The organism is Thermomonospora cellulosilytica, from assembly GCF_014138835.1.
In the GTDB taxonomy this organism is placed as follows: domain Bacteria; phylum Actinomycetota; class Actinomycetes; order Streptosporangiales; family Streptosporangiaceae; genus Thermomonospora; species Thermomonospora amylolytica.
This window is the reverse complement of the sequence record NZ_JACJII010000001.1, coordinates 5,067,006-5,086,715: the sequence shown is the minus strand read 5'-3', so window position 1 is coordinate 5,086,715 and position 19,710 is coordinate 5,067,006. Positions and strand designations below refer to the sequence as shown.

The window sequence follows — 19,710 nt, the reverse complement described above, 5'->3', positions numbered from 1 at the left end:
ACCCACGTTGGCTCTGTTGGACTGGCTCTGCCTGGGCGGCACGGAGATCGCCAATGCCGCCCGGACCATCGCCTACGCCCGCAACGGGCTGAAACCGCACACGATGACGGTGCGGGACTGCTACTGCTCGGACCTGCCGCTGATCCTGGGAGACGGGGAGTACCGGCTGCCCGTCCTGGACACCCACGCACCGCCCCCATGGCTCGACCACGCCGTCCCCGAAAGCTACGAGTTCGCCGGGCTGCTGGTGACCGGCGTCGAGGGTCTGGACGCGGCACCGGTGGAACGGCCTGTCGTGCAACGGCTGGGGGACGGCGCGGTGGCCGGACGCCGCCGGTACGGGCCCCGCACGATCGTTGTGACCGGCATCCTGCTCGGCTCGACCTGCTGCGGCATCGACTACGGGATGCGCTGGCTCGCCTCCGCGTTGCGGGGGTCGATGGCGTGCGGGCCGGGCGGCGGCTGCTCCGGAGACGACCTGCGATACCTGAGCTGCTGCCCGGAGGTCTGCGAGGACGCCCCCGCCTTCACCACGGTGGAGGACTGCGCCGCCCCCCACTGGCGGACGCTGCGGGACGTGACGCTGATCGACGGGCCGAAGGTCACCGGCGCCGTGGGCGCGTCCTGCGGCTGCTGCCAGTCCTGCCCGCCCAAGCAGGTCGAGTTCACCCTGCTCGCCGGCAGGCCGCACGCGCTGCGGGATCCGATCACCGTCACCGCGCCGGGGGAGACCTGGACCGAGGAGGACCCGGAGGCCGCGTGCGTCACCTGGTCCAACGATCCGGACTGCGTGGCCACCCAGGACGGATGCGAGCCCGTGACGGTCTCGTGCCTGGATGTCGCGCTGGCCGGGCTCGGCTGCGCGCCCACCGCACCGCCGGACCTGCCGGTGCCCGGTAATCCGTGCGCCTGCGAACCGCTGTCCCGCAGACGGCATTGCATCGACATCCCCTCCAGCGTGCTCACCCCCATCTGGTCGGACGTGGTTCCGGACATCGAGATCTACGCCGGCGGCAACGCGCTCCGCAGCGTGCGGGTGCGGTTCTACCCCAACCCCCTCGGCCGGACGATCGAAGAGCTGGAGGAGTGCGGGTGGTGCGCTGAGGTCAACGTCACCGTCATCCCGGAGTACTCGACCCTGCGGATCGACGGCACCCGCCGCCGAGTCACCGTCACCTGCCCCGGCAGCCCCGAAGCCCCCGCCGGGGCGGCGGTCACCGGCACCGGAGGGATGCCGTACACCTGGCCCGTCCTGGACTGCGGCGTCCCCTACATCGCGTGCGTGGAAGCCGCCAGCGGCACCATCGCCCCCGACGCCACGATCACCATCCGCGTCATCTCCCGGGAGGTCTGACCGATGGCCGGTCCGCTCGGCTGCGCCGAGACGTATGAAGTGGCGTTCCACGACCGCACAGGCAGCGTGCCGTTCGGGGGCGCGCTGGAGCCATCCGCCCTGGAATGGGGCCGCATCCTGGACGACACCAGCGAGGCCAAGGTCACCATCCCCGTGGCGGACGTGGAGTGCTGCGACACCCTCGCCGCCGTCCGCACCTGGTGCAACGACCTGTCCATCTACCGGGACGGCAGCGAGCTGGTCTGGCAGGGACCGGTCGTGCACCTCGACCACGGGCCGGGGGAGACGGTGGTGACCGCGCGGGACGTGTCCGCCTGGCTGTCCCGCAGGGAGATCCCCACCCTCATCGACCGCACCACCGCTACCGGCACCGGCCCGGCCGACCTGACGGCGATCGCCGAGGAGGTCATCCGCGCCGCCCTCGCACCAGATGATCCGAACATCCTGCCGTACCTGTACGTGCTGCCGTCCGGCGTCACCGGGGAACGCAGATACGAGCCGAACACCTCCTACGCGGGGGATGAGCTGCGGGAGCTGGGCCGGACCGGGATCGACTGGACGGCGCTGGGGCGGCGGATCATCCTCGCCGGGGAGATGCCGTTCGCGCGCCTCCCGGCGCTGACGGATGAGGACTTCCTGGGGGACGTCCGGGTGATCGAGGACGGCCTGGCCGCCGCCACCCGTGCGATCGTCATCGGAGAAGGGATCACCGCCACCGCCGGCGGCCCCGGCCCGTGCGGGCTGCTCACGGTGATCGTCAAGGAGGACTCCATCAAGGACCAGGCGTCGGCGCAGGCGGAGGCGGACGCGCTGGTCGCCTCCCGCAACCCGGCGCCGCTGATCGTGGACGTCCCGGACGGAGCCCAGCTCGACCCCCAGGCCCCCGTGGCGATCCGGGACCTGGTGCCCGGCGTGGTCGTCCCGGTCACCGCCACCCAGAGGTGCCGGCAGGTCGCCACCGACCTGCGGCTAACCCGCCTGGCCGTCACCTACACCAGCAACGCGGGCGAGGCCGTCAAGGTCACCCTCGCCCCCGCCGGCCTCGAAACCACCACCGTCTGAGCAGCCGTCTGAACAGGAGGCCCCGCCATGGTCGTCCGCGACCCCCGGCCCCGCACCCTGGAGGAGGTGCTGCGGCAGATGGAGGACCGCATCCGCCGCCTGGAGGCCCGCACCAGCACAGTGGTGGGCGCCGGCGACCGGGCGTGGGTGGTGGAGGTCGATGCGGCCGGGCGGCTGGTCGCCCGGCATGTGGCCACCGGCGCCGTCACGATCATCGCCGCCCCCTGAACGGCTACCCTGATCATGTAGCCGCTGGCCAGGGGCCGGGCGACTCCCAGGAGGGAGGCCCGGCATGGCACGTTGTGGGTGTAGCTCACAGTGCACCTGCGCGGTGACCGCAGGTGCGGGAGTAGCCGTCGCGGGCACGGGATCACCCAGCAACCCCTACGTCATCTCCGCCGAGGGCGCTGGCCTCCAGGTTCACGACACCCCCACGGTGGACATGACCCTGCTGGGGGCGGGCACCGACGCCGATCCGCACATCCTCTCGGCCGCCGTCCGCATCGCCACCACCCCCGGCAACCTCCTCACCCAGGGGCCGGACGGGCTGACCGTCGCCTGTGAGGCGGTGCAGGACTGCGTCGGTGAGGCGCTGGCGGACGGCCTGGAGTACGACGACAGCGCCAACCAGATCAGAGCCCGTGTCTCCACCCAGGCCGGCAACTCCCTGAGCATCGGCCCGGACGGCGGCCTGTTCGCGCCGCAGGGCGGCGGCAACCCCGTCACCACGGCGGACACCGACTGCATCCAGATGGAGGGGGACGGGTCCGGGGCGCCCCTATCGGCGTCCCCACGGCTGGACTCGGCGGCCGGGAACCTGCTGTCGTGTGGACCGGGTGGGCTGCGGGCGGCGGTGACGACCGGGACATGCGGCCTGACCGGTAATGGGACGGCCGCCGCGCCCCTGCAGGCGCGGACGCAGGCATGGCCCTACGCGGGCCCGGTGGACGCCAACGCCGGCGGCGTGTACTGCGACTCGGCCGGCGCCCTGCGGTCTGAGCCGCGGGGGCGCTACGACTTCGTGCAGTCCCAGGAGAACGTCACCTACCCCTCCCCGGCCGTCCCCTCCGGGGCCGACAACGTGGTGACCACCAGATCCCTGACGGTGACCAACCCCGACCCATGCCGCCCGGCGGCCGTGATCTTGGAGGTCGAGGCCGACGTCGACTTCGACCTGCCCGCCGGGGCAGCGGGAGCGATGGGGATCACCACCGACGAGATGGTGTTCCACCGCAACACCGGCAGCAGCGCCATCAGCGACTGGCATGTGCAGGTCACCAAGATGGCCAACATGATGCCGATCCCGCCCGGTGGCAGCGCAACGTTCAGCATCGACATCACGATGGGCCGCGGCGCCGGCGGCGCCACCTACAACCGCATCCAGACGTTCCTCCGCGCTTTCGTTTTCGTCCTGTAGGAGCCGCCATGCAGACGACGGTGTACTACCGCAACCCCGATGGCTCGGTGGGCCAGGTGACCGTGGAGCGGCCCGACTGGACCGGCGAGCCGCCCGGCGACGAGCCCCCCTACCAGCTGCCGCCCGGCGCAGTCGAGATCACTCGCGAGGAGTACGAGCAGACGCTCGCGGACATCCAGGCGGCGATCGAGGAACAGCGCCGCCAGGTCGCCGAGGCCGAGGCCGCCCGCGCCAAGGCGGACTATGAGGCGCTGCGCGCGGCCGGTATCCCGGAGGAGATCGCCCGGCGCCTGTCCGGCTACACCCCCCCGGACCCGGAGTCGCAGGACGCCGCCGGGCAGGGCAGATAGGGGCGCCCCGATGACGACCGTGTGCATCGGCCCGGAGATGCGGCCGGACGAGCAGGGGCGGCTGCGGATCTCACTGGCGGGGGCTCCGGCCGAGCAGGCATGGCCCTACCCGTGCGCCCCCGCCGCCAGCCCGCTGCGGATCGATCCGGCGCTGGGGCTGTGGGCGCCGCCTCCGCCCAGGCTGGCGGTGGTGACCGCCAGCGGCAGCAGCGGCACCGTCAACAGCGTCGTGCCGTCGGCGTTCACCATCGTGGAGACCGCGGCCATCACCATCACCAATCCGTCTGCGTGCTACCCGGCGACGGTGCTGCAGTTCGTGCATGTGGATGTGGATCTGAACCTGCCACCGAACGGGGACGCCACCGCGGCCGCCCGCGTCGACACCAACGAGTTCCTGCGGGTGACCAACGCCGCACCGGCCGGTGGCACGAACATGCAGAACCACTGGGAGTTCGTGGAACCCAGCTTCCAGGTCGCGGTGATCCCCGCCGGGGGATCGGCGAACTTCAGCCATCCGATCGAGCTCGGCGGCGGCACGGGAGGTGCGCGATGGACACGAGCAGCCTGGACGATCAAGGCCGTGGTGCTGGCGGGACTGACATGACCACCCCCACCCCCACCACCGGCGGCGGCGGTCAAGGCGACGGCCCGGTGCCGGTGTGGGAACGCTGGTATGCCCATCCGGACGGGCGGGTACTGCACCGCTGCCTCCAGGCTGCGGCGGGCATCGATCCCGCCGGCGTGCGGATGTCGATCCCGGCCGGGTGCCGGGAGATCAGCGCCGAGGAGGCGCAGGCGCTCCTGGAGCGGGCGCGGCGCGAGACCGAGCAGGCCGCCTCCGCGGCAGCCGCCCAGGCCGCCGCGGAGGCAGAGGAGGGGTACCGCACCCTGACCGGTATCGGGATACCCGCCGCCCTGGCCGCCCGGCTTACCGGGCACCGCCCCTGACACCACCGGCCCCCGACACCACGGCCGTCAGCATGGCCGCCCGATACGCGATGATCATCGGCGCAGCGGCTACCCTGATCATGTAGCCGCTGGCCAGGGGCCGGGCGACTCCCAGGAGGGGAGGCCCGGCGTGGCACGTTGTGGGTGTAGCTCACAGTGCACCTGCGCGATGAGCGCGGGCGCGGGAGTGACCATCGAGGGCACAGGATCCCCCGGCAACCCCTACGTCATCTCCGCCGAGGGCGCTGGCCTCCAGGTTCACGACACCCCCACGGTGGACATGACCCTGCTGGGGGCGGGCACCGACGCCGACCCCCACATCCTGTCCGCCCAGGCCCGCCTGTCGACCGCACCCGGCAACCTCCTCACCCAGGGACCGGACGGCCTGACCGTCACGTGTGAGGACGTGCAGGACTGCGTCGGGCAGACGGTGGCGGACGGCCTGGAGTACGACGACGGCTCCAACCAGATCAGAGCCCGTGTCTCCACCCAGGCCGGCAACTCCCTGAGCATCGGCCCAGACGGCGGCCTGTTCGCGCCAGAGGGCGGCGGCGCCACGATCATCACCTCCGACACCCCCTGCATCGCCCTGGACGGTGACGGCGCTGGCACGCCGCTGTCGGCCACCCCGATCGTCGACCCGGCCGCGGGAAACCTGCTGCAGTGCGGGCCGGCCGGTATGCGGGCGGCGCTGACGGCCGGGGCGTGTGGCCTGACCGGCGACGGCACCGCCGCCGCCCCCTTGGCCGCCAAGGTCGCCCCCTGGCCCTATGCGTGCGACATCGCCGCCAACGCCGGCGGCGTGTACTGCGACGGCACCGGGCAGCTCCGCAGCGAGCCCCGCGGCAAGTTCACGATCGTGCAGGCCGACCAGCAGGATGTGCTGCCCACCCCGCAGCCGGTGCCGACGGGCACCGCGCCGACCCTGCAGTCCCAGCGGACCATCAACGTCCAGAACCCCGACGCCTGCCGCCCCGCCCTGGCGATCATCTCCGTCCAGCTGGACGTCTACTTCAACTTCCCGGGCGGCGGCAGCGCCGGCTCCGTGTGGCTGGACGGCGACGAGCTGCAGTACCTGTTCAACAACGGCACCAGCGCCGTCAACGGCGTCCACTGTCAGGTCGTCAAGTTCTACCGCGTCACCGTCCCACCCGGCGCGACCGTGACGCACACCTTCAACGTCCAGCTCAGCCGCGGCAACGGCGGTTCCCAGTACCGGGAGGTCACCACATGGGCGACAGCGTGGATCTTCGCCCTGTAGACGCCGTGTCCTACACCGTCTACTACCGGCAGCCTGACGGATCGGTGTCGTCCCGGTCCGTGGCCGGCGCGCACGCCGAGCCCCCGCCGATCCCCGAGGACGCAACGGAGATCACCGCCGACGAATACCAGGCCGCGTTGGAGCAGATCCGCGCCGCCCACAGCGAACAGGACCAGCGCGTGGCCGAGCAGGACCGGCAGCGTCAGGAACAGGACTATCAGGCGCTGGTGGCGCTGGGACTGCCGGCCGAGACCGCCCAGCGCCTCACCGGATACGTCCCCGATGACCGCGCCGACGACTAGCGCGCTATGACGGGCTCGGAGGGTCGCCGACCTCGGAGAAAGTGCGGCGCTGGGCGGCTACGCCTCCACCCCCCGAGCAGAAGGCGGACGGTCAACCCTCCGCCCGTGCCCCTTTCCGGCCACACGACCCTCTTGGACGCCATGACTACTCCCGAAGCCCGGCTGGAATTGGCCATCACCGAGCTACGAGGCAGTATGGACGCCTCCCTGGCGCGCATTGAGGGACGCCTGGACCTGCTGGTGCAACGCGCAGAGCACGGTGACGCCCGCGCGGCCGACCACGCCGCCGCCATCCAGCGTCTGGACGACCGCGGCGACCGCTTCGAGCGCGACTACATCACGCGCGCGGAGATGGAAACCAAGATCACCGATCTCCGCGAGGAGATGAACCGCAAGTTCACCCAGCAGGCCGAGGCCCAGGCCCACAAGGAGCGGCAGCGGCTGGCCGCCTTCGCGATCGTCGCCACCCTCGTGGGCGCCGCAGCCGGCGTCATCGCCACCCTGATCACCACGTGAACGCCTAGAGGAGAGACGCGCATGGCCCAAATCCCCATTCCCGAGCCCCGGGACAAGGGCGCCCCCACCGAGCCCGACGAGGAGCGGATGCTGGGGGAGATGTACGGCGAGCCCGGCCCGGACGGCGTGTACCGCGACCAGCAGCCGGGGGAGGTGACCGGCTGATGGGCACCGCAGCGGGAATGCTGGCGGCGGCCCGCGCCGACCTCGGGCTGGCCGGGCGGCCGAACTGGATCACCCGCTCGTACTCGGCGCGGCACGGCGACGAGTACCTGCGGGCGGCCTGGTGCGACATGGCGATCACCGAGTGGGCGATCAAGTCCGGCAACCGGGCGGCGGTGCTGCCCGCCGGGCTCGACCGCGCTTACACGGTGTGGCACGCCCAGGACTTCCAGAAGATCGGCCGCTGGCACCCCGGCACCGTGGCCAACCTCAACCGCGCCAAGCCGGGGGACATCGTGTTCTTCGACTGGGGCGAGAGCGATCGCATCAGCAACATCGACCATGTCGGCCTCATCGAGGCCGTGCTCGGCGGCGGACGCGTGCAGACGATTGAGGGCAACACCGGCGACGCCGTCCGCCGCCGTGTCCGCTCCGCCGCCGTCATCGCTGGATACGGACGGCCCGCCTACGGAACCCCCGACGACGACGCCGAGGAGCCGGAGCGGCCGGTGGAACGTCCGGGCACCACGGCGCCGCCGTGGCCCGGCCGGTACATCACCCAGCCGCCGATCATGACCGGATCGGACGTGCGGCGCTGGCAGGCGCGCATGTCGCATCGGGGCTGGCCGATCACGGTGGACGGCGCGTACGGGCCCCGCTCGGAGGGGATCTGCCGGGCGTTCCAGGCCGAGAAGGACCTGCAGGTCGACGGCGTCATCGGGCCGGAGACCTGGCGGGAGTCCTGGGAGGCCCCGATCACATGACCACCCCCGAGGACATCGCCCGCATCGCGCGGGTGGCGCACGAGGCCAACCGGGCATGGCAGATCGCCACCGGCGACCCCGACCCGTCCCCGCCGTGGGAGCAGGCCCCGGCCTGGCAGCGGGACAGCGCCGTCGCCGGCGTCACCCAGGCGCTGGCCGGTGCCGGACCGGAGGAGCTGCATGAGGCGTGGGCCCGCCGGAAACTGGCCGAGGGCTGGCAGTACGGGCCGGCCAAGAACGCCCAGGCCCGCACCCATCCGTCTCTGGTGCGCTATGACCTCCTGCCGGAGACCGAGCGTCGTAAGGACGAGCTGTTCGCCGCGGTGGTCCGCGCGCTCACCGGTGGCCTGCAGGACCCCGTCCCCTCCCGCCAGCAGGAGCAGGGGGAACAGCAGGTGCCGAGCGTCGGCCGGATCGTGCACTACGTCTCGTACGGCACCCCCGGCGGGGAGTACGCCTCGCAGTGCCGGGCGGCTGTCGTCACCGAGGTCAACGTCGAGGAGCCTCTGCAGGTCGGGCTGTGCGTGCTCAACCCGGGCGGGGTGTTCTTCCGCCCGCTGGCCGAGGGCGGTTGTTTCCAAGCCGAGGGCGAGCGCCGCGGCGGCACCTGGCACTGGCCCGAGCGCACCTGAGACCCGGAGCGCGTGTGCTACCCGCACCACTTCGTCGGGGCAGCACACGCCACGTCATACGAGAGGACGAGCGTGATGTGCCATCCGGAACGGTGCGTCGACATCGCACGGCAGGACCGGTGGACCAACCCGGCCACCGGCCGGATCATCGCCCACCCGTACGAGGCCAGCCCGCACAGCGGCGCCGGCAACTGCTGGTGCGGACGTGCCGCCCAGCACCGCCTCCACACCACCACCACCGCGGCGGCCTCGGCCGCCCGTATGTAGAGGAGTCCCGTATGAAGGTGTTGGGTCGTGACCCGGCCGCGTGGCTGGCGCTGGTCGCCGTCGCCGTCCAGTTCCTGGTCGCCTGGGGCGCGGATCTGACCGAGGAGCAGCAGGCCGGGATCAACGCCGTCGCCGCCATGGCGATGGGCCTGGCGATCTCCTGGGCGGTCGCCCGCGACAAGGCCATCCCGGCAGCGGCCGGGCTGCTGACCGCCGTGCTGAACCTGATGATCTCCTTCGGATGGGACGCCACCCAGGACCAGGTGGCCAGCGCCGGCGCGCTGCTGACCGCCGCCCTGGCGTTGTATCTGCGGACCCAGGTCACCGCGCCGATCGCGCAGGACGGCACCCGCGTCTACCCACTGCCGAAGCGGCGGCCGGTGGAGGACTGGGAACGGCTGTAGCCTGGCCGTTCCCCAACGGGCTCCCACACAGGAGTGACGTTCAGGGATGGGTATCCAGCCCCGGCCCGTGGCCGCAGCGCTGGTGGGCTCCCCCAAGCCCGAAGCGGGGGCCCTGTCACCCCGCCCATGGTGAAGGCCCGGCGCCCATGCCACGGCTGGGGCGCCGGGCCGTCCCCTTTCCTGTAGCCTGGCGTCGCGGGCTCGACCGCCGTGAGGGCGGCCCCGGGCACGCCCCGACCGGTCGCCTATGCCGGTCCTCGTACGCCCCCGTACGCGATGACCCCGCCTCCTGATGAAGGGCCCCCTGGGTCCAGGGACGGCGGGGCTTCGTCGTGTCCGGGGGCGGTTCCTCGTGGTGTCAGCGGTAGGGGCAGTAGGGGTTGTTGGTGATGTCCGCCAGGGCACGCTCGACCTCGTCCGCGTACGGGTCGCGGTCTCGGTTGCTGAGGTACCAGATCTGCGACCACCGCATCGTGGTGGAGCGCTCGCCGAGCTTGGCGTCCAGGTCCGACTTGGCCAGGCGGTAGGTCACGCAGACCATCTCCGCCGAGACGGCCTCCACGTCACAGGGAAACGGGACCGCCCAGGTCGGCGGGCAAGCGTGAACCGAGCGTGATCGGCGGCTCTGCCGCCCTCAGTGGTCCTGTGCGACTCTGTCTTGCATGGACACGGATCAGGAACGGCAGGAGCGGGAGCACCTGGCCCAGGCCGCCGCCACAGCCTCCCCCTGCGAGGCCATCGACGCCGACGCCTTCCTGGACGCCATCATCGCACCGACCGCCGCGGTGGACGTCCTGCGGGGCCTGGCCGCCCGGCTGGTCGCCGCCGGTGTCCTGGAGATCGACCCGGCCGCGCGGGCGCTGCACGAGCTGGCACGGCGGGACGGCCGGCGACTGGCCGCCGCCAGGGGCAACGCGATCCGCTGGGCGGCCCAGCAGCACCGCCGCCGCTACTAGCCGCCCGGCGGGAGCGCCCGCCGCCCGCCCAGACGCCCCCGGCCACGCTGCGGCTGGTCGGCGCGTTCGGCTTTCACACGGATCACCGTGGGCGGCGGGGGCTGCCGGGCCAAGGCGACCTCCACCACCACCCGCAAGCCGGGCCCGCGACGGTTGTGCAGCTCTTGGGGGTCCCCCACCATCAGGCCAGGATCGGTCCTCAGGATCGCCAAGATGCGGTCCGTAACCGCTCGGGCCCGGTCGGGATCGGTGGTGTCCATGATGCGGACCTGGACCATCGGGGGGTTCTCCTCCAGAGCGGGGGGCGAGGTGTTCCACCGTAGTGGCGGGGGTGTCAGGGCCTGTGGACCAGAAGCCCGGTGCGCTCGTCGAGCACCAGGTCCGGGCGGGACGCCAGGAAGGCGTCCCGCTCCTCGATGCAGTGCGGGCAGGACACGAACCCGCTGCACCGCGCCACCACGCCCGGGGCGTCGGGGTCGTCCTCGGGTTCATCCCCGGGGCCCATCCAGTGGCCGTCTGAGGTGTAGGGCATGCCCCGAAACCGTAGTGGCCCAGAACAGACGGCAGGAAGGACAAAAACCCGGCGATTACCGGACACGAGTGGTCATGGACCTCACTTGGAGTTTGCGCGGGCCAGGAGCTGCTGCACACGGGCGTGATTCATGCCGGTCTCGGCTGCCAGAGACCGGTACGTCCGTCCGCGTGGTTGCCCGGATAGCGGCACCGGCGCCCTTGGCGCGGGCGCTCGATGCGCTGGGGTCAGGCGTACACCCGACAAGGGCGAACCGCGCTGCGGCTGCGGACCCCCGCTCAGCGGGGCGGTTCCGGCCGGGGCGGGTCAGGCAGTCGGGTTGCCCGGGTAGCCGTGGCAGCCGTAGGGGTCGGCCAGCAGCTCCTCGATCTCGGCGGCGTCCAGTCCGGACAGCCGGGCGGCCTCCTCGACACCGACCTGGCGGGCCAGGTCGGTGGCCTGCTGCTGGAGCTGGCCCCGGTGCCAGGCCATCTTGAGCCGTTCCATCACCAGCGCCGCGGCCGGGCCGCGCACGGGGCCGGCGACGGCCAGGGCGTGGTGGGGGTCGCCGGGGTTGTTACGGGAGCTGGGACGTCCGGGCAGCCGGTAGGGGCGCATGTCCCAGACCAGCACCCAGACGTCGGCTGGTGCGCCGTCCTCGATGAGGCCGTCGCGGACCTGGCGGGCGAGCTGGGAGGGGCTGACCCCGGTGACGCTGCGGCGGGTGTCGCGGACGCCGCCGGCGTCGAGCTGGTCGGGGGTTCCCGACCAGATGACGTAATCGACGGCGGCGGCGGGGACGCGGGTGTCCATGTGCGGCTGGGGGAAGGCCATCTCCTCCCAGGGCGCCGGAACGGTATGGGTGCTCAAGGGGCCTCCTTGGCGTGGTCGCGGTGAAGGTCCCTCGTAGGGCTGATGAGCGATGTCCGGCGTGAGTCGGATCGGGTAACGAATCGCCCCGGCCGGAGGTCCCGAACGGGATCATGCTAGCGACCCGGAACCCGTCCCGCACGAGCCCAGGGGCGCGTGGCCCCTGGGACGGCGGGTGGTCAGAGCTGGGCGGGTCCCAGGAGAGCGGTCATGTCGGTGATGAACCGTTGCAGGCCCTCCCGCTGGGCGCGGGTGTCCTCGGTGGCGACCCCGTCGTAGTGGCGGGGCTCGGTGATCTGCAGGACGTAGCGGGTCGCCTGCTGGTGCTCGGCGCGGGCCGCCGTCACCAGGTCCTCGCCGTTGACGGCGTGGCGGTCCAGCACCCGCCGGTAGGGGGCGGCTGGTGTGGCGGTCCTCGCTGTCGCGCAGGCGGGCCTTGAGGACCTTGTCGTACTGGGCGCGGGCCGCCACGACGATGTCCTCGCCGCGCTCGAGGGCGCGGGCGATCTCCTTCCAGGGGGCGGCGATTCCCTGGGCCCGCAGGAGGGGGAGGGCCATGTCGGCGGTCAGGTCCCGTCCGGCGGCGAGGGACTCGGCCAGCGCGGCGCGGACCTCGTTCTCCTCGTCGATCGCCATCCGCATCTGGAAGGCGATCCGCTCGGTGGCCTGGCCGTGGGTCAGGGGCTGGCTGGTCATCGGTTTCTCCGTTCATCTAGGACATCGGCGGTCGGGCGGTGCGGGATGAAGGGCGGTCCGGGGTCCGCCACCGCGGCGGCGGACCCCGGGGGGCGGTCACCCGGCCTTGGCGCGCTTGCGGCGGCGCAGCTCCCGCTCGCGGGCCTCCAGGGCCGTGGGGAGCGCCAGCCGGGCGCGGGCGGCGGCGGCGGGGTTGGCCCGCTCCGCCCGAGCCCGCAGACGCGGCAGGGCCTCCTGCAGGCCGCGCAGCTCCGCGTCCAGGTCCTCGAAGCGGCGGCGGCGGCGCTCCAGGTTGTCCCGGATCGACTGCCGGGTGGACCGGGTGGCCATCCGGGCGTAGCTGTCGTAGGCGTCGCGGGCCGACTCAACCTGGGCCGGCAGCCCGTGCAGCCGGGCCAGGGCCTTGCGGTAGGCGTTGACCTCGGGGGAGGCGGTGGCCACCTGCACGTCTCCGGGGGCGGGCGGCTCGACGGCCCCGACGATCTCGGGGTAGCGGGTGCGGGCGGACTGGCCGGTGTAGGTGATGGAGGTGCGGCGCACCTGCCGCAGCACGTCACCCTCGCCGTCGACGCCAACCAGGGAGTACCGGCCGGTGACGGGGTTGCGGGCCAGCACGATGTACTCCCGGCCGTGCCGGTCCAGGATCGATCCGTGGTAGACCACGACGTCCTCCCGCTCCAGCTCGGGACGGGCGTTGTCGATCAGGGAGGCGGCGGTGATCTCGCCGTCGCCGGACAGGACGTGGCCGTGGCCGGAGCGCGGGACGGCCATGCCGCGCGCCACCAGGGCGCGGGCGGTCTGGATGCGGCAGGACAGCACCGCCGCGCCGTCGTGCAGGTCCCGGTCCAGGTAGGCGCCGGTGAGGGCCTTCTGCATCGCGGGGGAGAGCTGGCGGCGGGTCATCGTGTCCTCCGTGTGGTCCGTGCCGTTCCGTATGCCAAACATGTTAGGCCAAATCTGTTTGGCATGTCAAGTCATTGCGAGGAGATCGTCCGGCGCCGGTCGACCTCCCTGGCCAGGGCGACCAGCCGCGGCAGCGGCAGCCCCTCCAGCCGCAGCTCGCGGCGGCACCGGTCGGCCAGCCGGCGCATCACCGCCGGATCGGTGACCAGGCCCCTGCGGACGTCGTCGACCGCCGTCACCGCGACCTCGCACGCCGTCCGCCGGTCGGCGCGCATCCACGCCTCGACCTTCGACAACGCCACCAACTCGTCCACGACCTGGCCGTACCGGGCGACGCACTCGGCGTAGGACATGCGCGGCTCCGGCGGCGGCGCCGGGATGTCGGGGCTGCCGCCGCAGGCGAAGCAGGCGCCGTAGGCGACGTGGCTGTAGGCGTCGATGCGGCCGGTGCCGCCGCAGCGGGGGCAGCCGGAACCCTTGCGGGCGGGTCGGCGGGTCATCGCGTGCGTCCTTCCGTGCGCGCGGGGGCTGCCCAGAGGGGCCGTCCCGGGCGGGCGGGTTCAGGTGGCGGGGGCGGCCAGGGTCGCGCCGGAGTAGCGGGCGGCGATCTGGGCGGCGACCTCCGCCTCGACCTGCGGGTCGTACCGGCGGACGCGGGACTCCGGGCGGTGCGCGGAGCCGTACCTGCCGTTGTCCTGCCTGGTGAAGAACCGGATCACGGTCACGGTGCGCAGGTCGCCGGTGATCGCCATCCCGGTCGTCGTGGTCTCGGTCTCGATCTGGTCGATGCAGCGGGGGCGGCCGTCCTCGTTGAGGACCTGGCCCTCCTCGACCTGGTCGGCGCGCAGGCCCAGGCGCGCGTCCAGGGCGAGTTCGTAGGCGCGGTGGGCGGCGCGGCCCCGGCGGGACAGCTGCACCTTGGAGCCGCCGCACTTGGCGCAGACGCCGCCGGCGACGTGGCCGTACTGCTCCAGGCGGCCGGTGCCGCCGCAGCGCCCGCAGGGCTCGGTCTCGAAGGTGATCGGCGTGGTCATGGTTGCGTTCCCTTCCGTTCCGCCATACTCCAAACAGGTTAGGCCCAACGTGTTTGGCATATCAAGGCATGCCAGAGACGCCGGACGTCAGGTGGAGCGGCGGCGCAGCCGGTCATCGCCCAGCAGCTCCGCCAGCGCCTCGTCCACCCGGGCCGACCAGTCGGCCTCATGCTCGCCGGGCCGCTCCAGGACGCCGTCCTCCTGCCGCCGCCGGTTGTCCAGGCAGGCCAGCAGCTCCGCCCACCAGGCGGCGCGGTGCGCGTCGCCGATGCCGCCGGTCAGCTCGGCCAGCGCGGCGGTGACGTCCTCCTCCTGCAGGGCGCGCTCGGCCAGCGCCTCCAGCCGGTCCGCCAGCTCCAGCAGCCGGGCGGGCGGGGCGGCCGGCGTCGTGCGGGCGCACAGGGCGTCGAGGGCGGCGTGCATGGCGGGTCCTTTCCGTCGCGGGGGTCGGGTAGAGGTCGCACCGCCCCAGGGCGTGGCGGGGCGCTCTGAGGCGGTGGGGTTCACGGCTGCGGGGCCAGCTCCGCCAGCACCACGTCCAGGTCCTCGCCCAGGCGGGCGGTCCGGGCGTAGGCGTCCCAGACGGCGTTGACGTCCATGCCGGGGATGGACGCCAGCGCGGTCCGGTAGGCGTCGGCCACCTCCTCGAATGGGCGGGTGCCGTCGATCGCGGTGCCGTTGCGGGACAGCCGCTGGTCGGCGGCGTTGCGCATCATCCGCAGCGCGACCAGGAGCTGACCGGCGATCTCGCGGGCGGTGTAGGTGCGGTCGGTGGTGTGCATGGCGTGTCCTTCCTGCTGGTGGGGGAGGGGTCAGCGGGCGTCGATCTTGCTGTTCCAGAGGGTCTGGGCGACTCCCCGGCGGTTCTCGATGACCTTGACCTGCTCGATGCCGTCGGCGATCTTGCGGGTGCTGGTGATCTGGCGGGCCTGCTCGATGGCCTTCACCCGGTTGCCGGCGGTGTTGCGGAAGCTGCGGGTGTAGCTCTTGCCGTTCACCGTGATCGTCAGGTGCAGGTTCATCGGGGTCCTTCCGGGTCGCGTCGTTCCATATGGCAAACATGTTAGGCCAAACATGTTTGATATGTCAAGGCCGACCGGGGCCAGGGAATCCGGCCCCGGTCGGCAGGGGTGGAGTCAGGCGGTGCGCAGCGCCCGGACCGCGGCCTGCCCGATCACCGCGGCGGCCTTGGAGGGATCGTCCAGCTTCACCAGGTGGGCACCCTCCAGCGGGAACGCCTCGCCCAGCGCGATCCACAGGACCGCGCAACCGGACTTGACCAGCCGGGTGACCTCCTTCTGCGCGGCCCGCTTCTCGTGCTCGCTGTAGCGGCCGTCAGAGACGATCACCAGCAGCCGGGCGGCGCCGGGCTTGTACAGCCCCAGCGCGATGTCCAGGGCCTGCACCGCCGCGCCGAGCTGGTGGCAGCCGTCGACGGCGGCGAACTCCCGCACCTTCGTGGGGGCCTCGCCCGGGAAGGTCACCGCCCGCACCTCGTAGCCGTAGATCACGGTCGCGGCCACCGCGTCGGTGACGTGACTGGCGGCCTTGTTCAGCACGTAGGCGGTCGAGGCGATCGGGTCCTCGAACGGCTTCATCGAGCCGGAGACGTCACAGGCGATCCCGACTCGCAGCGGCGGGTTGGGCACCTGGCGGCGGGTGACCTGGACGAACGGCTCGGCGGTCGGCATCTGACCGGCCGCCCGCTGGGCGGCGGCGGCCAGCGCCCCCCGCATCCGCAGCCGACCCGGCGGGACCGGGGAGGTCGTGACGGTGGTCGCCCGCTCCCGGTGGGCCGCGTTGCGCAGCTGCCTGGCCAGCTGACGGGCCATGGCGTCCTCGGCGGGCAGCGGCCTGCGGGTGCCGACGATCCGGGTCGCGCCGCCGTAGCCGCCGGGGTTGGCCCCGCCGGGCTCGCGGTTGAACACCTTGGCGGCCTGCTCGCGGGCCCGCTCGGCGTCCGCGATGGCCTTGGCGGTCTGCTCGGCCGCCCGGCGCTCCTTGGAGTGCTTGCGGTCCTCGGACTTCTGGACGGCCCGCACAGCCTCACTGACGGCCTTGCCCAGCGGTGACGCCGGGGCCGGACCCTGCTGCCCCTGCTGCTCCTGCTGGCCGGGGTTGCCGGAGGGGTTGCCGTTGCCCTGCTGGCCGTCGCCGGAGCCCTCGCGCGGCTGCTCGGGGTCCTGGCCCAGCAGCTTGCACCAGCGGCGGCCCAGCTCCAGCATCCCGGCGGCGTCCTCATCACCCGTGGCGAGCGCCGCCCTCCAGATGTCCTGCAGGTCGCGCAGCAGGGGGGCGCCGAGGACGAGGGCGATGGCCTGCTCGACGTCCTTGACCTCGCGGTCGGTGAACACCCCGGCGTCGCGGCGTCCCAGCATCAGGGCAGCGAGGTGGGCGGCCTGCCAGGCGTCCATCTGCTGGGAGGGGTCGAAGTCGTCCAGGACGATCTTTCCGGCCGAGGAGCGCAGCCAGCGCTGGTCGACGGGGCGGCGGGTCAGCTGGCGGCCCTCGATGCGGGGCTCCTCCAGCAGGATCGCCGCTTCGACCTGGGCGCCGTCGACGCCCTGGGGCGGGTCCCAGCGGGTGTGTCGGGCGTGCGCGGCCTCGTGGGCGAGCACCCCCCACAGGGCCGGGTAGCGGCTGATGTCGCCGGACCGCAGCGGGTTGCAGGTGTTGACGTCGACGCTGCCCAGGTGGGTGCCGTCGATCTCGATCTGCGCCAGGTTCGGCAGGAAGCAGCCGGGGGCGCCGCGGCCGGCATTAGGGGCGCAGACGACGGCGAGGTCGTCGCGGTCGGCCAGGTCCACGACCATCTCGGCCATCGCGGCCGACAGGCGCAGCCATGCGCCGGTCGGGCGGACCTGCTGGTCGGTGCCGGGGTTGAGGTGGGTGGCGCTCATCGGGATCGGGCTCCTTCCGGGGTCGTCATTCCGTATGGCCAACATGTTAGGCCAAACATGTTTGGCATGTCAAGGCCGACCGGGGCCAGGGAAGCCGGCCCCGGTCGGCGGGGGAGGATCAGACCTGCTTGCCCAGGGTCAGGGGCTCGTGCTTGTCGCCGAAGGTGGTGGCCACCACCTGGGCGACCACGTCCCGGTCCTCCTCGGGGGCGATCCCCACCAGGTTGGACGCGGCGGCCTTGATCCCGAGCACGTCCGCGATCTTCTGGAAGGCCAGCAGCTCCCGCAGCTGCGGCGCCCAGCCGATCTCACCGTTGGCCTGCTTGGTGGCCAGGTTCCGGGCGACCCGCACGGCGGCCCGGTTGATCTTGAGCTTGTCGGCCAGCTCGTAGTCGCTGGTCACCTCGATGTGCGCGGCGAACCGGGAGGCCAGGGCCTCGGTGAGGATCGCGCCGTGCACGCCGGGGTTGTGACCGGCGGCCACGAAGAACCCCGGCGCGGCCTTGATGACCTCGCCCTTGTGGGCCTTGACCACGATCTCGCGGCGGCCGTCCATCGCCGGGTAGACCACGGCGAGGACCTTTGGTGAGATCAGGGTGGCGTCGTCGATGAACAGGCACCGGCCCTCGACCATGGCTCGGATCAGCGGCCCGTACACGAACTCGAACGTGCCATCCGGCTTCTGGGTGTACTCGCCCACGAAGTCGGACACGGTGGTGTCGCCGTCACCGGCGATGGTGATCGCGTCCGGGTAGGCGGCCTCGATCAGGGAGGTCTTGCCGGTGCCGGGAGGGCCGTACAGCAGCACCGCGACCCCGGCCTCGCGCAGCTTGCGCAAGGCGTTGACGTCCGAGGTGCCCGCCAGCTCGCGCGGGTAGTAGGTCGTGCCGTTCGGGCGCTTCACCGGCCCGTTGGCGGGCTGGAACGAGTAGGCGCGGGGGGCGGGAGCCGCCGGAGCCGCCGGGGCGGCCTTGACGGCCTCGGCAGACTTGCCGGTCGGAGCCGCCGAGATGGGGCTGATGGCACCGGAGGCGACCTGGGAGGTCTTGGCGTTGGCGGTGTACTTGGCCGGGCTGCTCTGGGCCTCGTCGACCAGGCCCTGGTCGGCCATGGCCCGCAGCGCCTTGGTCACGTTCGACACCCACTTCCAGCCCAGGCCCGTGGTCACCTGCCCGGGGGTGTACGCCTTGCCGGAGTTGTCGGCCAGGAACTGCGCGATCTTGCGGCGCATCTCGCCGGGGGACATCCGGCTGCCGGTCGCGGGGGCGGTGGCGGTGCTGGCGGTCGGGGCGGTGCTGGTCGGGGCGGTGGTGGTGGGGGTCGGCGTGGTCATCGTGTCCTCCGTCTCGGTTCGTGCCGTTCCGTATGCCAAACATGTTAGGCCAAACATGTTGGGCAATGCAAGCTGGATTGAGACGATTCACCAAAAACGCCCACCACCTGCGGTGATACCGCGTGCCAGACGGTGGCCCTCCGGCGTGAAGGCGGCCGGGCAGGGACGCAGCACCCGCATCACCGCGTCCGTCTCGGCGACCACGGGCAGCCCGTACAGCTCCGCCGCGAAGTGCAGGGCCACGTCCAGCCGCAGCGAGGGGTGCACCGGGAGCGCCGCGTACCCGACGCCCAGCCGACGCGCCCGCCGCCACCGCGCGGCCTCGACCTCGATCGACCACTCCATGCGGAAACGGAGCCGGCCGTCCCCCGCCTGACGTGGACGAGGGGACGGCCGGCTCCGGGGCATGGCATCCGCCTCCTGCACCATGGGCAGCCAGCGGATGCCGTCCGACAGGTAGAACGGCAGCTCGACGGCGCAGCGCCGCGCCTCCATCCCGGCGGCGGCGGCCCAGGACCGCGGGCAGACGTCCCAGGCGGTCACCAGCCGCACGATCACCGCGCGGCGCTCTGCACGGCGTCCTGGCGGGCCGGGACGACGCGGCGCCAGCGCACCTCCCGCAGCTGCTCCCGCCAGGTCGCGTCCGCGACCTTGGCCTTGCGGATCCGGATGGACCGGCGTACCGGGTCGTTGGCGAGGTTCCGCTTGATGGCCCGGCTTCCGTGCCGGTGGGACAGGGCCATGGCGATGCTCCTTCCTGGGAGGGGCCGGGCGGCCTGAGCGGGCCGCCCGGCGGTCGTGGTCAGAAACGTCCGGTGCGGGCGGTGCTGCGGCTGACCGACCAGGTGTAGACGTTCGGGTGGCCGACGTTGTCGAAGTGCTCCATGGCCCACTCGTAGTGACGGCTGTTGCCGCGGTCGCGCATCCAGCCGGAGGAGTCGCCGCAGGTGCGGCACTCCAGCATCACGAACGTGACCGGCGACTCCTCCGGGTCGATCTCCGGCAGGGCGGGCAGGCAGGCGGGCTGCTGGGACATGCAGGGCTCCTTTCGAGGGGAGGGGACGCCGC

At 72.6% G+C, this 19,710-nt stretch carries 32 protein-coding genes; 16 read left to right on the top strand and 16 right to left on the bottom strand.

Annotated features, from left to right (window positions below; genetic code table 11):
- Positions 1-7: 7 nt before the first annotated feature.
- The 15 genes from HNR21_RS23940 to HNR21_RS23860 all read left to right on the top strand — a co-directional run bounded on the left by HNR21_RS23940 (position 8) and on the right by HNR21_RS23860 (position 9,439).
- Positions 8-1,354, top strand: a complete 1,347-nt coding sequence (locus HNR21_RS23940; RefSeq protein ID WP_182706967.1) for a hypothetical protein — start codon at positions 8-10, stop codon at positions 1,352-1,354.
- Positions 1,355-1,357: 3 nt separating this feature from the next.
- Positions 1,358-2,416, top strand: coding sequence for a hypothetical protein (locus tag HNR21_RS23935; RefSeq protein ID WP_182706966.1), 1,059 nt, complete (start codon positions 1,358-1,360; stop codon positions 2,414-2,416).
- 27 nt (positions 2,417-2,443) lie between these two features.
- Entirely contained in the window at positions 2,444-2,644 is a 201-nt protein-coding gene (locus HNR21_RS23930) for a hypothetical protein (RefSeq protein WP_182706965.1), read from the top strand.
- A 103-nt stretch (positions 2,645-2,747) separates the two neighbouring features.
- Positions 2,748-3,833, top strand: a complete 1,086-nt coding sequence (locus tag HNR21_RS23925) for a hypothetical protein (protein WP_182706964.1) — start codon at positions 2,748-2,750, stop codon at positions 3,831-3,833.
- 8 nt (positions 3,834-3,841) lie between these two features.
- Positions 3,842-4,183, top strand: a complete 342-nt coding sequence (locus HNR21_RS23920; protein WP_182706963.1) for a hypothetical protein — start codon at positions 3,842-3,844, stop codon at positions 4,181-4,183.
- A gap of 10 nt (positions 4,184-4,193) precedes the next feature.
- Positions 4,194-4,787 carry a hypothetical protein gene (locus HNR21_RS23915; protein WP_182706962.1) on the top strand — a complete coding sequence of 198 codons (594 nt, stop codon included), beginning with the start codon at positions 4,194-4,196 and terminating at the stop codon, positions 4,785-4,787.
- Complete coding sequence (locus HNR21_RS23910; RefSeq protein WP_182706961.1) at positions 4,784-5,131, top strand: hypothetical protein; 348 nt, start codon at positions 4,784-4,786, stop codon at positions 5,129-5,131. The genes HNR21_RS23915 and HNR21_RS23910 overlap by 4 nt, the downstream gene beginning before the upstream one ends.
- A 169-nt stretch (positions 5,132-5,300) precedes the next feature.
- Complete coding sequence (locus HNR21_RS23905) at positions 5,301-6,392, top strand: hypothetical protein (protein WP_182706960.1); 1,092 nt, start codon at positions 5,301-5,303, stop codon at positions 6,390-6,392.
- 5 nt (positions 6,393-6,397) lie between these two features.
- Positions 6,398-6,694 carry a hypothetical protein gene (locus HNR21_RS23900; RefSeq protein WP_182706959.1) on the top strand — a complete coding sequence of 99 codons (297 nt, stop codon included), beginning with the start codon at positions 6,398-6,400 and terminating at the stop codon, positions 6,692-6,694.
- Positions 6,695-6,835: 141 nt separating this feature from the next.
- The gene (locus tag HNR21_RS23895; RefSeq protein WP_182706958.1) at positions 6,836-7,210 is read left to right on the top strand and encodes a hypothetical protein; all 375 of its coding nucleotides are present in this window, start codon (positions 6,836-6,838) and stop codon (positions 7,208-7,210) included.
- A gap of 21 nt (positions 7,211-7,231) precedes the next feature.
- Complete coding sequence (locus tag HNR21_RS23890) at positions 7,232-7,375, top strand: hypothetical protein (protein WP_182706957.1); 144 nt, start codon at positions 7,232-7,234, stop codon at positions 7,373-7,375.
- Complete coding sequence (locus tag HNR21_RS35530; protein ID WP_246442315.1) at positions 7,375-8,136, top strand: peptidoglycan-binding protein; 762 nt, start codon at positions 7,375-7,377, stop codon at positions 8,134-8,136. The genes HNR21_RS23890 and HNR21_RS35530 overlap by 1 nt, the downstream gene beginning before the upstream one ends.
- Positions 8,133-8,768 carry a RyR domain-containing protein gene (locus tag HNR21_RS34770; protein ID WP_220500278.1) on the top strand — a complete coding sequence of 212 codons (636 nt, stop codon included), beginning with the start codon at positions 8,133-8,135 and terminating at the stop codon, positions 8,766-8,768. Before HNR21_RS35530 ends, HNR21_RS34770 begins: the two co-directional genes overlap by 4 nt.
- Before the next feature lie 75 nt (positions 8,769-8,843).
- Positions 8,844-9,035, top strand: coding sequence for a hypothetical protein (locus HNR21_RS23865; protein ID WP_182706956.1), 192 nt, complete (start codon positions 8,844-8,846; stop codon positions 9,033-9,035).
- An 11-nt stretch (positions 9,036-9,046) separates the two neighbouring features.
- Positions 9,047-9,439 carry a hypothetical protein gene (locus HNR21_RS23860; RefSeq protein ID WP_182706955.1) on the top strand — a complete coding sequence of 131 codons (393 nt, stop codon included), beginning with the start codon at positions 9,047-9,049 and terminating at the stop codon, positions 9,437-9,439.
- A gap of 358 nt (positions 9,440-9,797) precedes the next feature.
- Here the strand turns inward: HNR21_RS23860 and HNR21_RS23855 are convergent, their stop codons facing one another.
- The gene (locus tag HNR21_RS23855; protein ID WP_182706954.1) at positions 9,798-9,971 is read right to left on the bottom strand and encodes a hypothetical protein; all 174 of its coding nucleotides are present in this window, start codon (positions 9,969-9,971) and stop codon (positions 9,798-9,800) included.
- A 130-nt stretch (positions 9,972-10,101) separates the two neighbouring features.
- Between HNR21_RS23855 and HNR21_RS23850 the strand changes: the two genes are divergently transcribed.
- Entirely contained in the window at positions 10,102-10,395 is a 294-nt protein-coding gene (locus tag HNR21_RS23850; protein ID WP_182706953.1) for a hypothetical protein, read from the top strand.
- Here HNR21_RS23850 and HNR21_RS23845 read toward each other — a convergent pair.
- The 15 genes from HNR21_RS23845 to HNR21_RS23775 form a co-directional block, all read right to left on the bottom strand.
- Positions 10,392-10,607 (bottom strand): hypothetical protein, encoded by a 216-nt coding sequence (locus HNR21_RS23845; protein WP_220500277.1) that lies wholly within the window; start codon positions 10,605-10,607, stop codon positions 10,392-10,394. The genes HNR21_RS23850 and HNR21_RS23845 overlap by 4 nt on opposite strands.
- A 122-nt stretch (positions 10,608-10,729) precedes the next feature.
- A complete protein-coding gene (locus HNR21_RS23840; protein WP_182706951.1) occupies positions 10,730-10,927 on the bottom strand; it encodes a hypothetical protein in 198 nt (65 codons plus the stop codon).
- 306 nt (positions 10,928-11,233) lie between these two features.
- Positions 11,234-11,776: a hypothetical protein gene (locus HNR21_RS23835; RefSeq protein WP_182706950.1), complete on the bottom strand. Its 543-nt coding sequence runs from the start codon at positions 11,774-11,776 to the stop codon at positions 11,234-11,236.
- A 179-nt stretch (positions 11,777-11,955) separates the two neighbouring features.
- A complete protein-coding gene (locus HNR21_RS23830) occupies positions 11,956-12,159 on the bottom strand; it encodes a hypothetical protein (protein ID WP_182706949.1) in 204 nt (67 codons plus the stop codon).
- 409 nt (positions 12,160-12,568) lie between these two features.
- On the bottom strand, positions 12,569-13,375 hold the full coding sequence (locus HNR21_RS23825) for a hypothetical protein (RefSeq protein WP_182706948.1): 807 nt from the start codon (positions 13,373-13,375) through the stop codon (positions 12,569-12,571).
- 71 nt (positions 13,376-13,446) lie between these two features.
- Positions 13,447-13,875: a hypothetical protein gene (locus HNR21_RS23820; RefSeq protein WP_182706947.1), complete on the bottom strand. Its 429-nt coding sequence runs from the start codon at positions 13,873-13,875 to the stop codon at positions 13,447-13,449.
- 60 nt (positions 13,876-13,935) lie between these two features.
- Positions 13,936-14,409: a hypothetical protein gene (locus HNR21_RS23815; protein ID WP_182706946.1), complete on the bottom strand. Its 474-nt coding sequence runs from the start codon at positions 14,407-14,409 to the stop codon at positions 13,936-13,938.
- 87 nt (positions 14,410-14,496) lie between these two features.
- A complete protein-coding gene (locus tag HNR21_RS23810) occupies positions 14,497-14,832 on the bottom strand; it encodes a hypothetical protein (RefSeq protein WP_182706945.1) in 336 nt (111 codons plus the stop codon).
- Between the two features lie 80 nt (positions 14,833-14,912).
- On the bottom strand, positions 14,913-15,191 hold the full coding sequence (locus HNR21_RS23805; RefSeq protein WP_182706944.1) for a hypothetical protein: 279 nt from the start codon (positions 15,189-15,191) through the stop codon (positions 14,913-14,915).
- Positions 15,192-15,221: 30 nt separating this feature from the next.
- Complete coding sequence (locus HNR21_RS23800; RefSeq protein ID WP_182706943.1) at positions 15,222-15,431, bottom strand: hypothetical protein; 210 nt, start codon at positions 15,429-15,431, stop codon at positions 15,222-15,224.
- 114 nt (positions 15,432-15,545) lie between these two features.
- On the bottom strand, positions 15,546-17,309 hold the full coding sequence (locus HNR21_RS23795) for a vWA domain-containing protein (RefSeq protein ID WP_182706942.1): 1,764 nt from the start codon (positions 17,307-17,309) through the stop codon (positions 15,546-15,548).
- 118 nt (positions 17,310-17,427) lie between these two features.
- Positions 17,428-18,642 carry an AAA family ATPase gene (locus HNR21_RS23790; protein ID WP_182706941.1) on the bottom strand — a complete coding sequence of 405 codons (1,215 nt, stop codon included), beginning with the start codon at positions 18,640-18,642 and terminating at the stop codon, positions 17,428-17,430.
- An 87-nt stretch (positions 18,643-18,729) separates the two neighbouring features.
- Positions 18,730-19,185, bottom strand: a complete 456-nt coding sequence (locus HNR21_RS23785; protein ID WP_182706940.1) for a hypothetical protein — start codon at positions 19,183-19,185, stop codon at positions 18,730-18,732.
- Positions 19,186-19,196: 11 nt separating this feature from the next.
- Positions 19,197-19,385, bottom strand: a complete 189-nt coding sequence (locus HNR21_RS23780) for a hypothetical protein (protein WP_182706939.1) — start codon at positions 19,383-19,385, stop codon at positions 19,197-19,199.
- Positions 19,386-19,444: 59 nt separating this feature from the next.
- The gene (locus HNR21_RS23775) at positions 19,445-19,678 is read right to left on the bottom strand and encodes a DUF7848 domain-containing protein (protein ID WP_182706938.1); all 234 of its coding nucleotides are present in this window, start codon (positions 19,676-19,678) and stop codon (positions 19,445-19,447) included.
- Between the last annotated feature and the right edge of the window lie 32 nt (positions 19,679-19,710).

Excerpts from the sequence above, each read along its gene's own strand:
- HNR21_RS23935 (WP_182706966.1), top strand. The coding sequence starts at position 1,358 with ATGGCCGGTCCGCTCGGCTGCGCCGAGACGTATGAAGTGGCGTTCCAC.
- HNR21_RS23930 (WP_182706965.1), top strand. The coding sequence starts at position 2,444 with ATGGTCGTCCGCGACCCCCGGCCCCGCACCCTGGAGGAGGTGCTGCGG.
- HNR21_RS23920 (WP_182706963.1), top strand. The coding sequence starts at position 3,842 with ATGCAGACGACGGTGTACTACCGCAACCCCGATGGCTCGGTGGGCCAG.
- HNR21_RS23915 (WP_182706962.1), top strand. The coding sequence starts at position 4,194 with ATGACGACCGTGTGCATCGGCCCGGAGATGCGGCCGGACGAGCAGGGG.
- HNR21_RS23910 (WP_182706961.1), top strand. The coding sequence starts at position 4,784 with ATGACCACCCCCACCCCCACCACCGGCGGCGGCGGTCAAGGCGACGGC.
- HNR21_RS23905 (WP_182706960.1), top strand. The coding sequence starts at position 5,301 with ATGAGCGCGGGCGCGGGAGTGACCATCGAGGGCACAGGATCCCCCGGC.
- HNR21_RS23895 (WP_182706958.1), top strand. The coding sequence starts at position 6,836 with ATGACTACTCCCGAAGCCCGGCTGGAATTGGCCATCACCGAGCTACGA.
- HNR21_RS23890 (WP_182706957.1), top strand. The coding sequence starts at position 7,232 with ATGGCCCAAATCCCCATTCCCGAGCCCCGGGACAAGGGCGCCCCCACC.
- HNR21_RS35530 (WP_246442315.1), top strand. The coding sequence starts at position 7,375 with ATGGGCACCGCAGCGGGAATGCTGGCGGCGGCCCGCGCCGACCTCGGG.
- HNR21_RS34770 (WP_220500278.1), top strand. The coding sequence starts at position 8,133 with ATGACCACCCCCGAGGACATCGCCCGCATCGCGCGGGTGGCGCACGAG.
- HNR21_RS23865 (WP_182706956.1), top strand. The coding sequence starts at position 8,844 with ATGTGCCATCCGGAACGGTGCGTCGACATCGCACGGCAGGACCGGTGG.
- HNR21_RS23860 (WP_182706955.1), top strand. The coding sequence starts at position 9,047 with ATGAAGGTGTTGGGTCGTGACCCGGCCGCGTGGCTGGCGCTGGTCGCC.
- HNR21_RS23850 (WP_182706953.1), top strand. The coding sequence starts at position 10,102 with ATGGACACGGATCAGGAACGGCAGGAGCGGGAGCACCTGGCCCAGGCC.
- HNR21_RS23840 (WP_182706951.1), bottom strand. The coding sequence starts at position 10,927 with ATGCCCTACACCTCAGACGGCCACTGGATGGGCCCCGGGGATGAACCC.
- HNR21_RS23825 (WP_182706948.1), bottom strand. The coding sequence starts at position 13,375 with ATGACCCGCCGCCAGCTCTCCCCCGCGATGCAGAAGGCCCTCACCGGC.
- HNR21_RS23820 (WP_182706947.1), bottom strand. The coding sequence starts at position 13,875 with ATGACCCGCCGACCCGCCCGCAAGGGTTCCGGCTGCCCCCGCTGCGGC.
- HNR21_RS23815 (WP_182706946.1), bottom strand. The coding sequence starts at position 14,409 with ATGACCACGCCGATCACCTTCGAGACCGAGCCCTGCGGGCGCTGCGGC.
- HNR21_RS23810 (WP_182706945.1), bottom strand. The coding sequence starts at position 14,832 with ATGCACGCCGCCCTCGACGCCCTGTGCGCCCGCACGACGCCGGCCGCC.
- HNR21_RS23805 (WP_182706944.1), bottom strand. The coding sequence starts at position 15,191 with ATGCACACCACCGACCGCACCTACACCGCCCGCGAGATCGCCGGTCAG.
- HNR21_RS23800 (WP_182706943.1), bottom strand. The coding sequence starts at position 15,431 with ATGAACCTGCACCTGACGATCACGGTGAACGGCAAGAGCTACACCCGC.
- HNR21_RS23795 (WP_182706942.1), bottom strand. The coding sequence starts at position 17,309 with ATGAGCGCCACCCACCTCAACCCCGGCACCGACCAGCAGGTCCGCCCG.
- HNR21_RS23790 (WP_182706941.1), bottom strand. The coding sequence starts at position 18,642 with ATGACCACGCCGACCCCCACCACCACCGCCCCGACCAGCACCGCCCCG.
- HNR21_RS23780 (WP_182706939.1), bottom strand. The coding sequence starts at position 19,385 with ATGGCCCTGTCCCACCGGCACGGAAGCCGGGCCATCAAGCGGAACCTC.
- HNR21_RS23775 (WP_182706938.1), bottom strand. The coding sequence starts at position 19,678 with ATGTCCCAGCAGCCCGCCTGCCTGCCCGCCCTGCCGGAGATCGACCCG.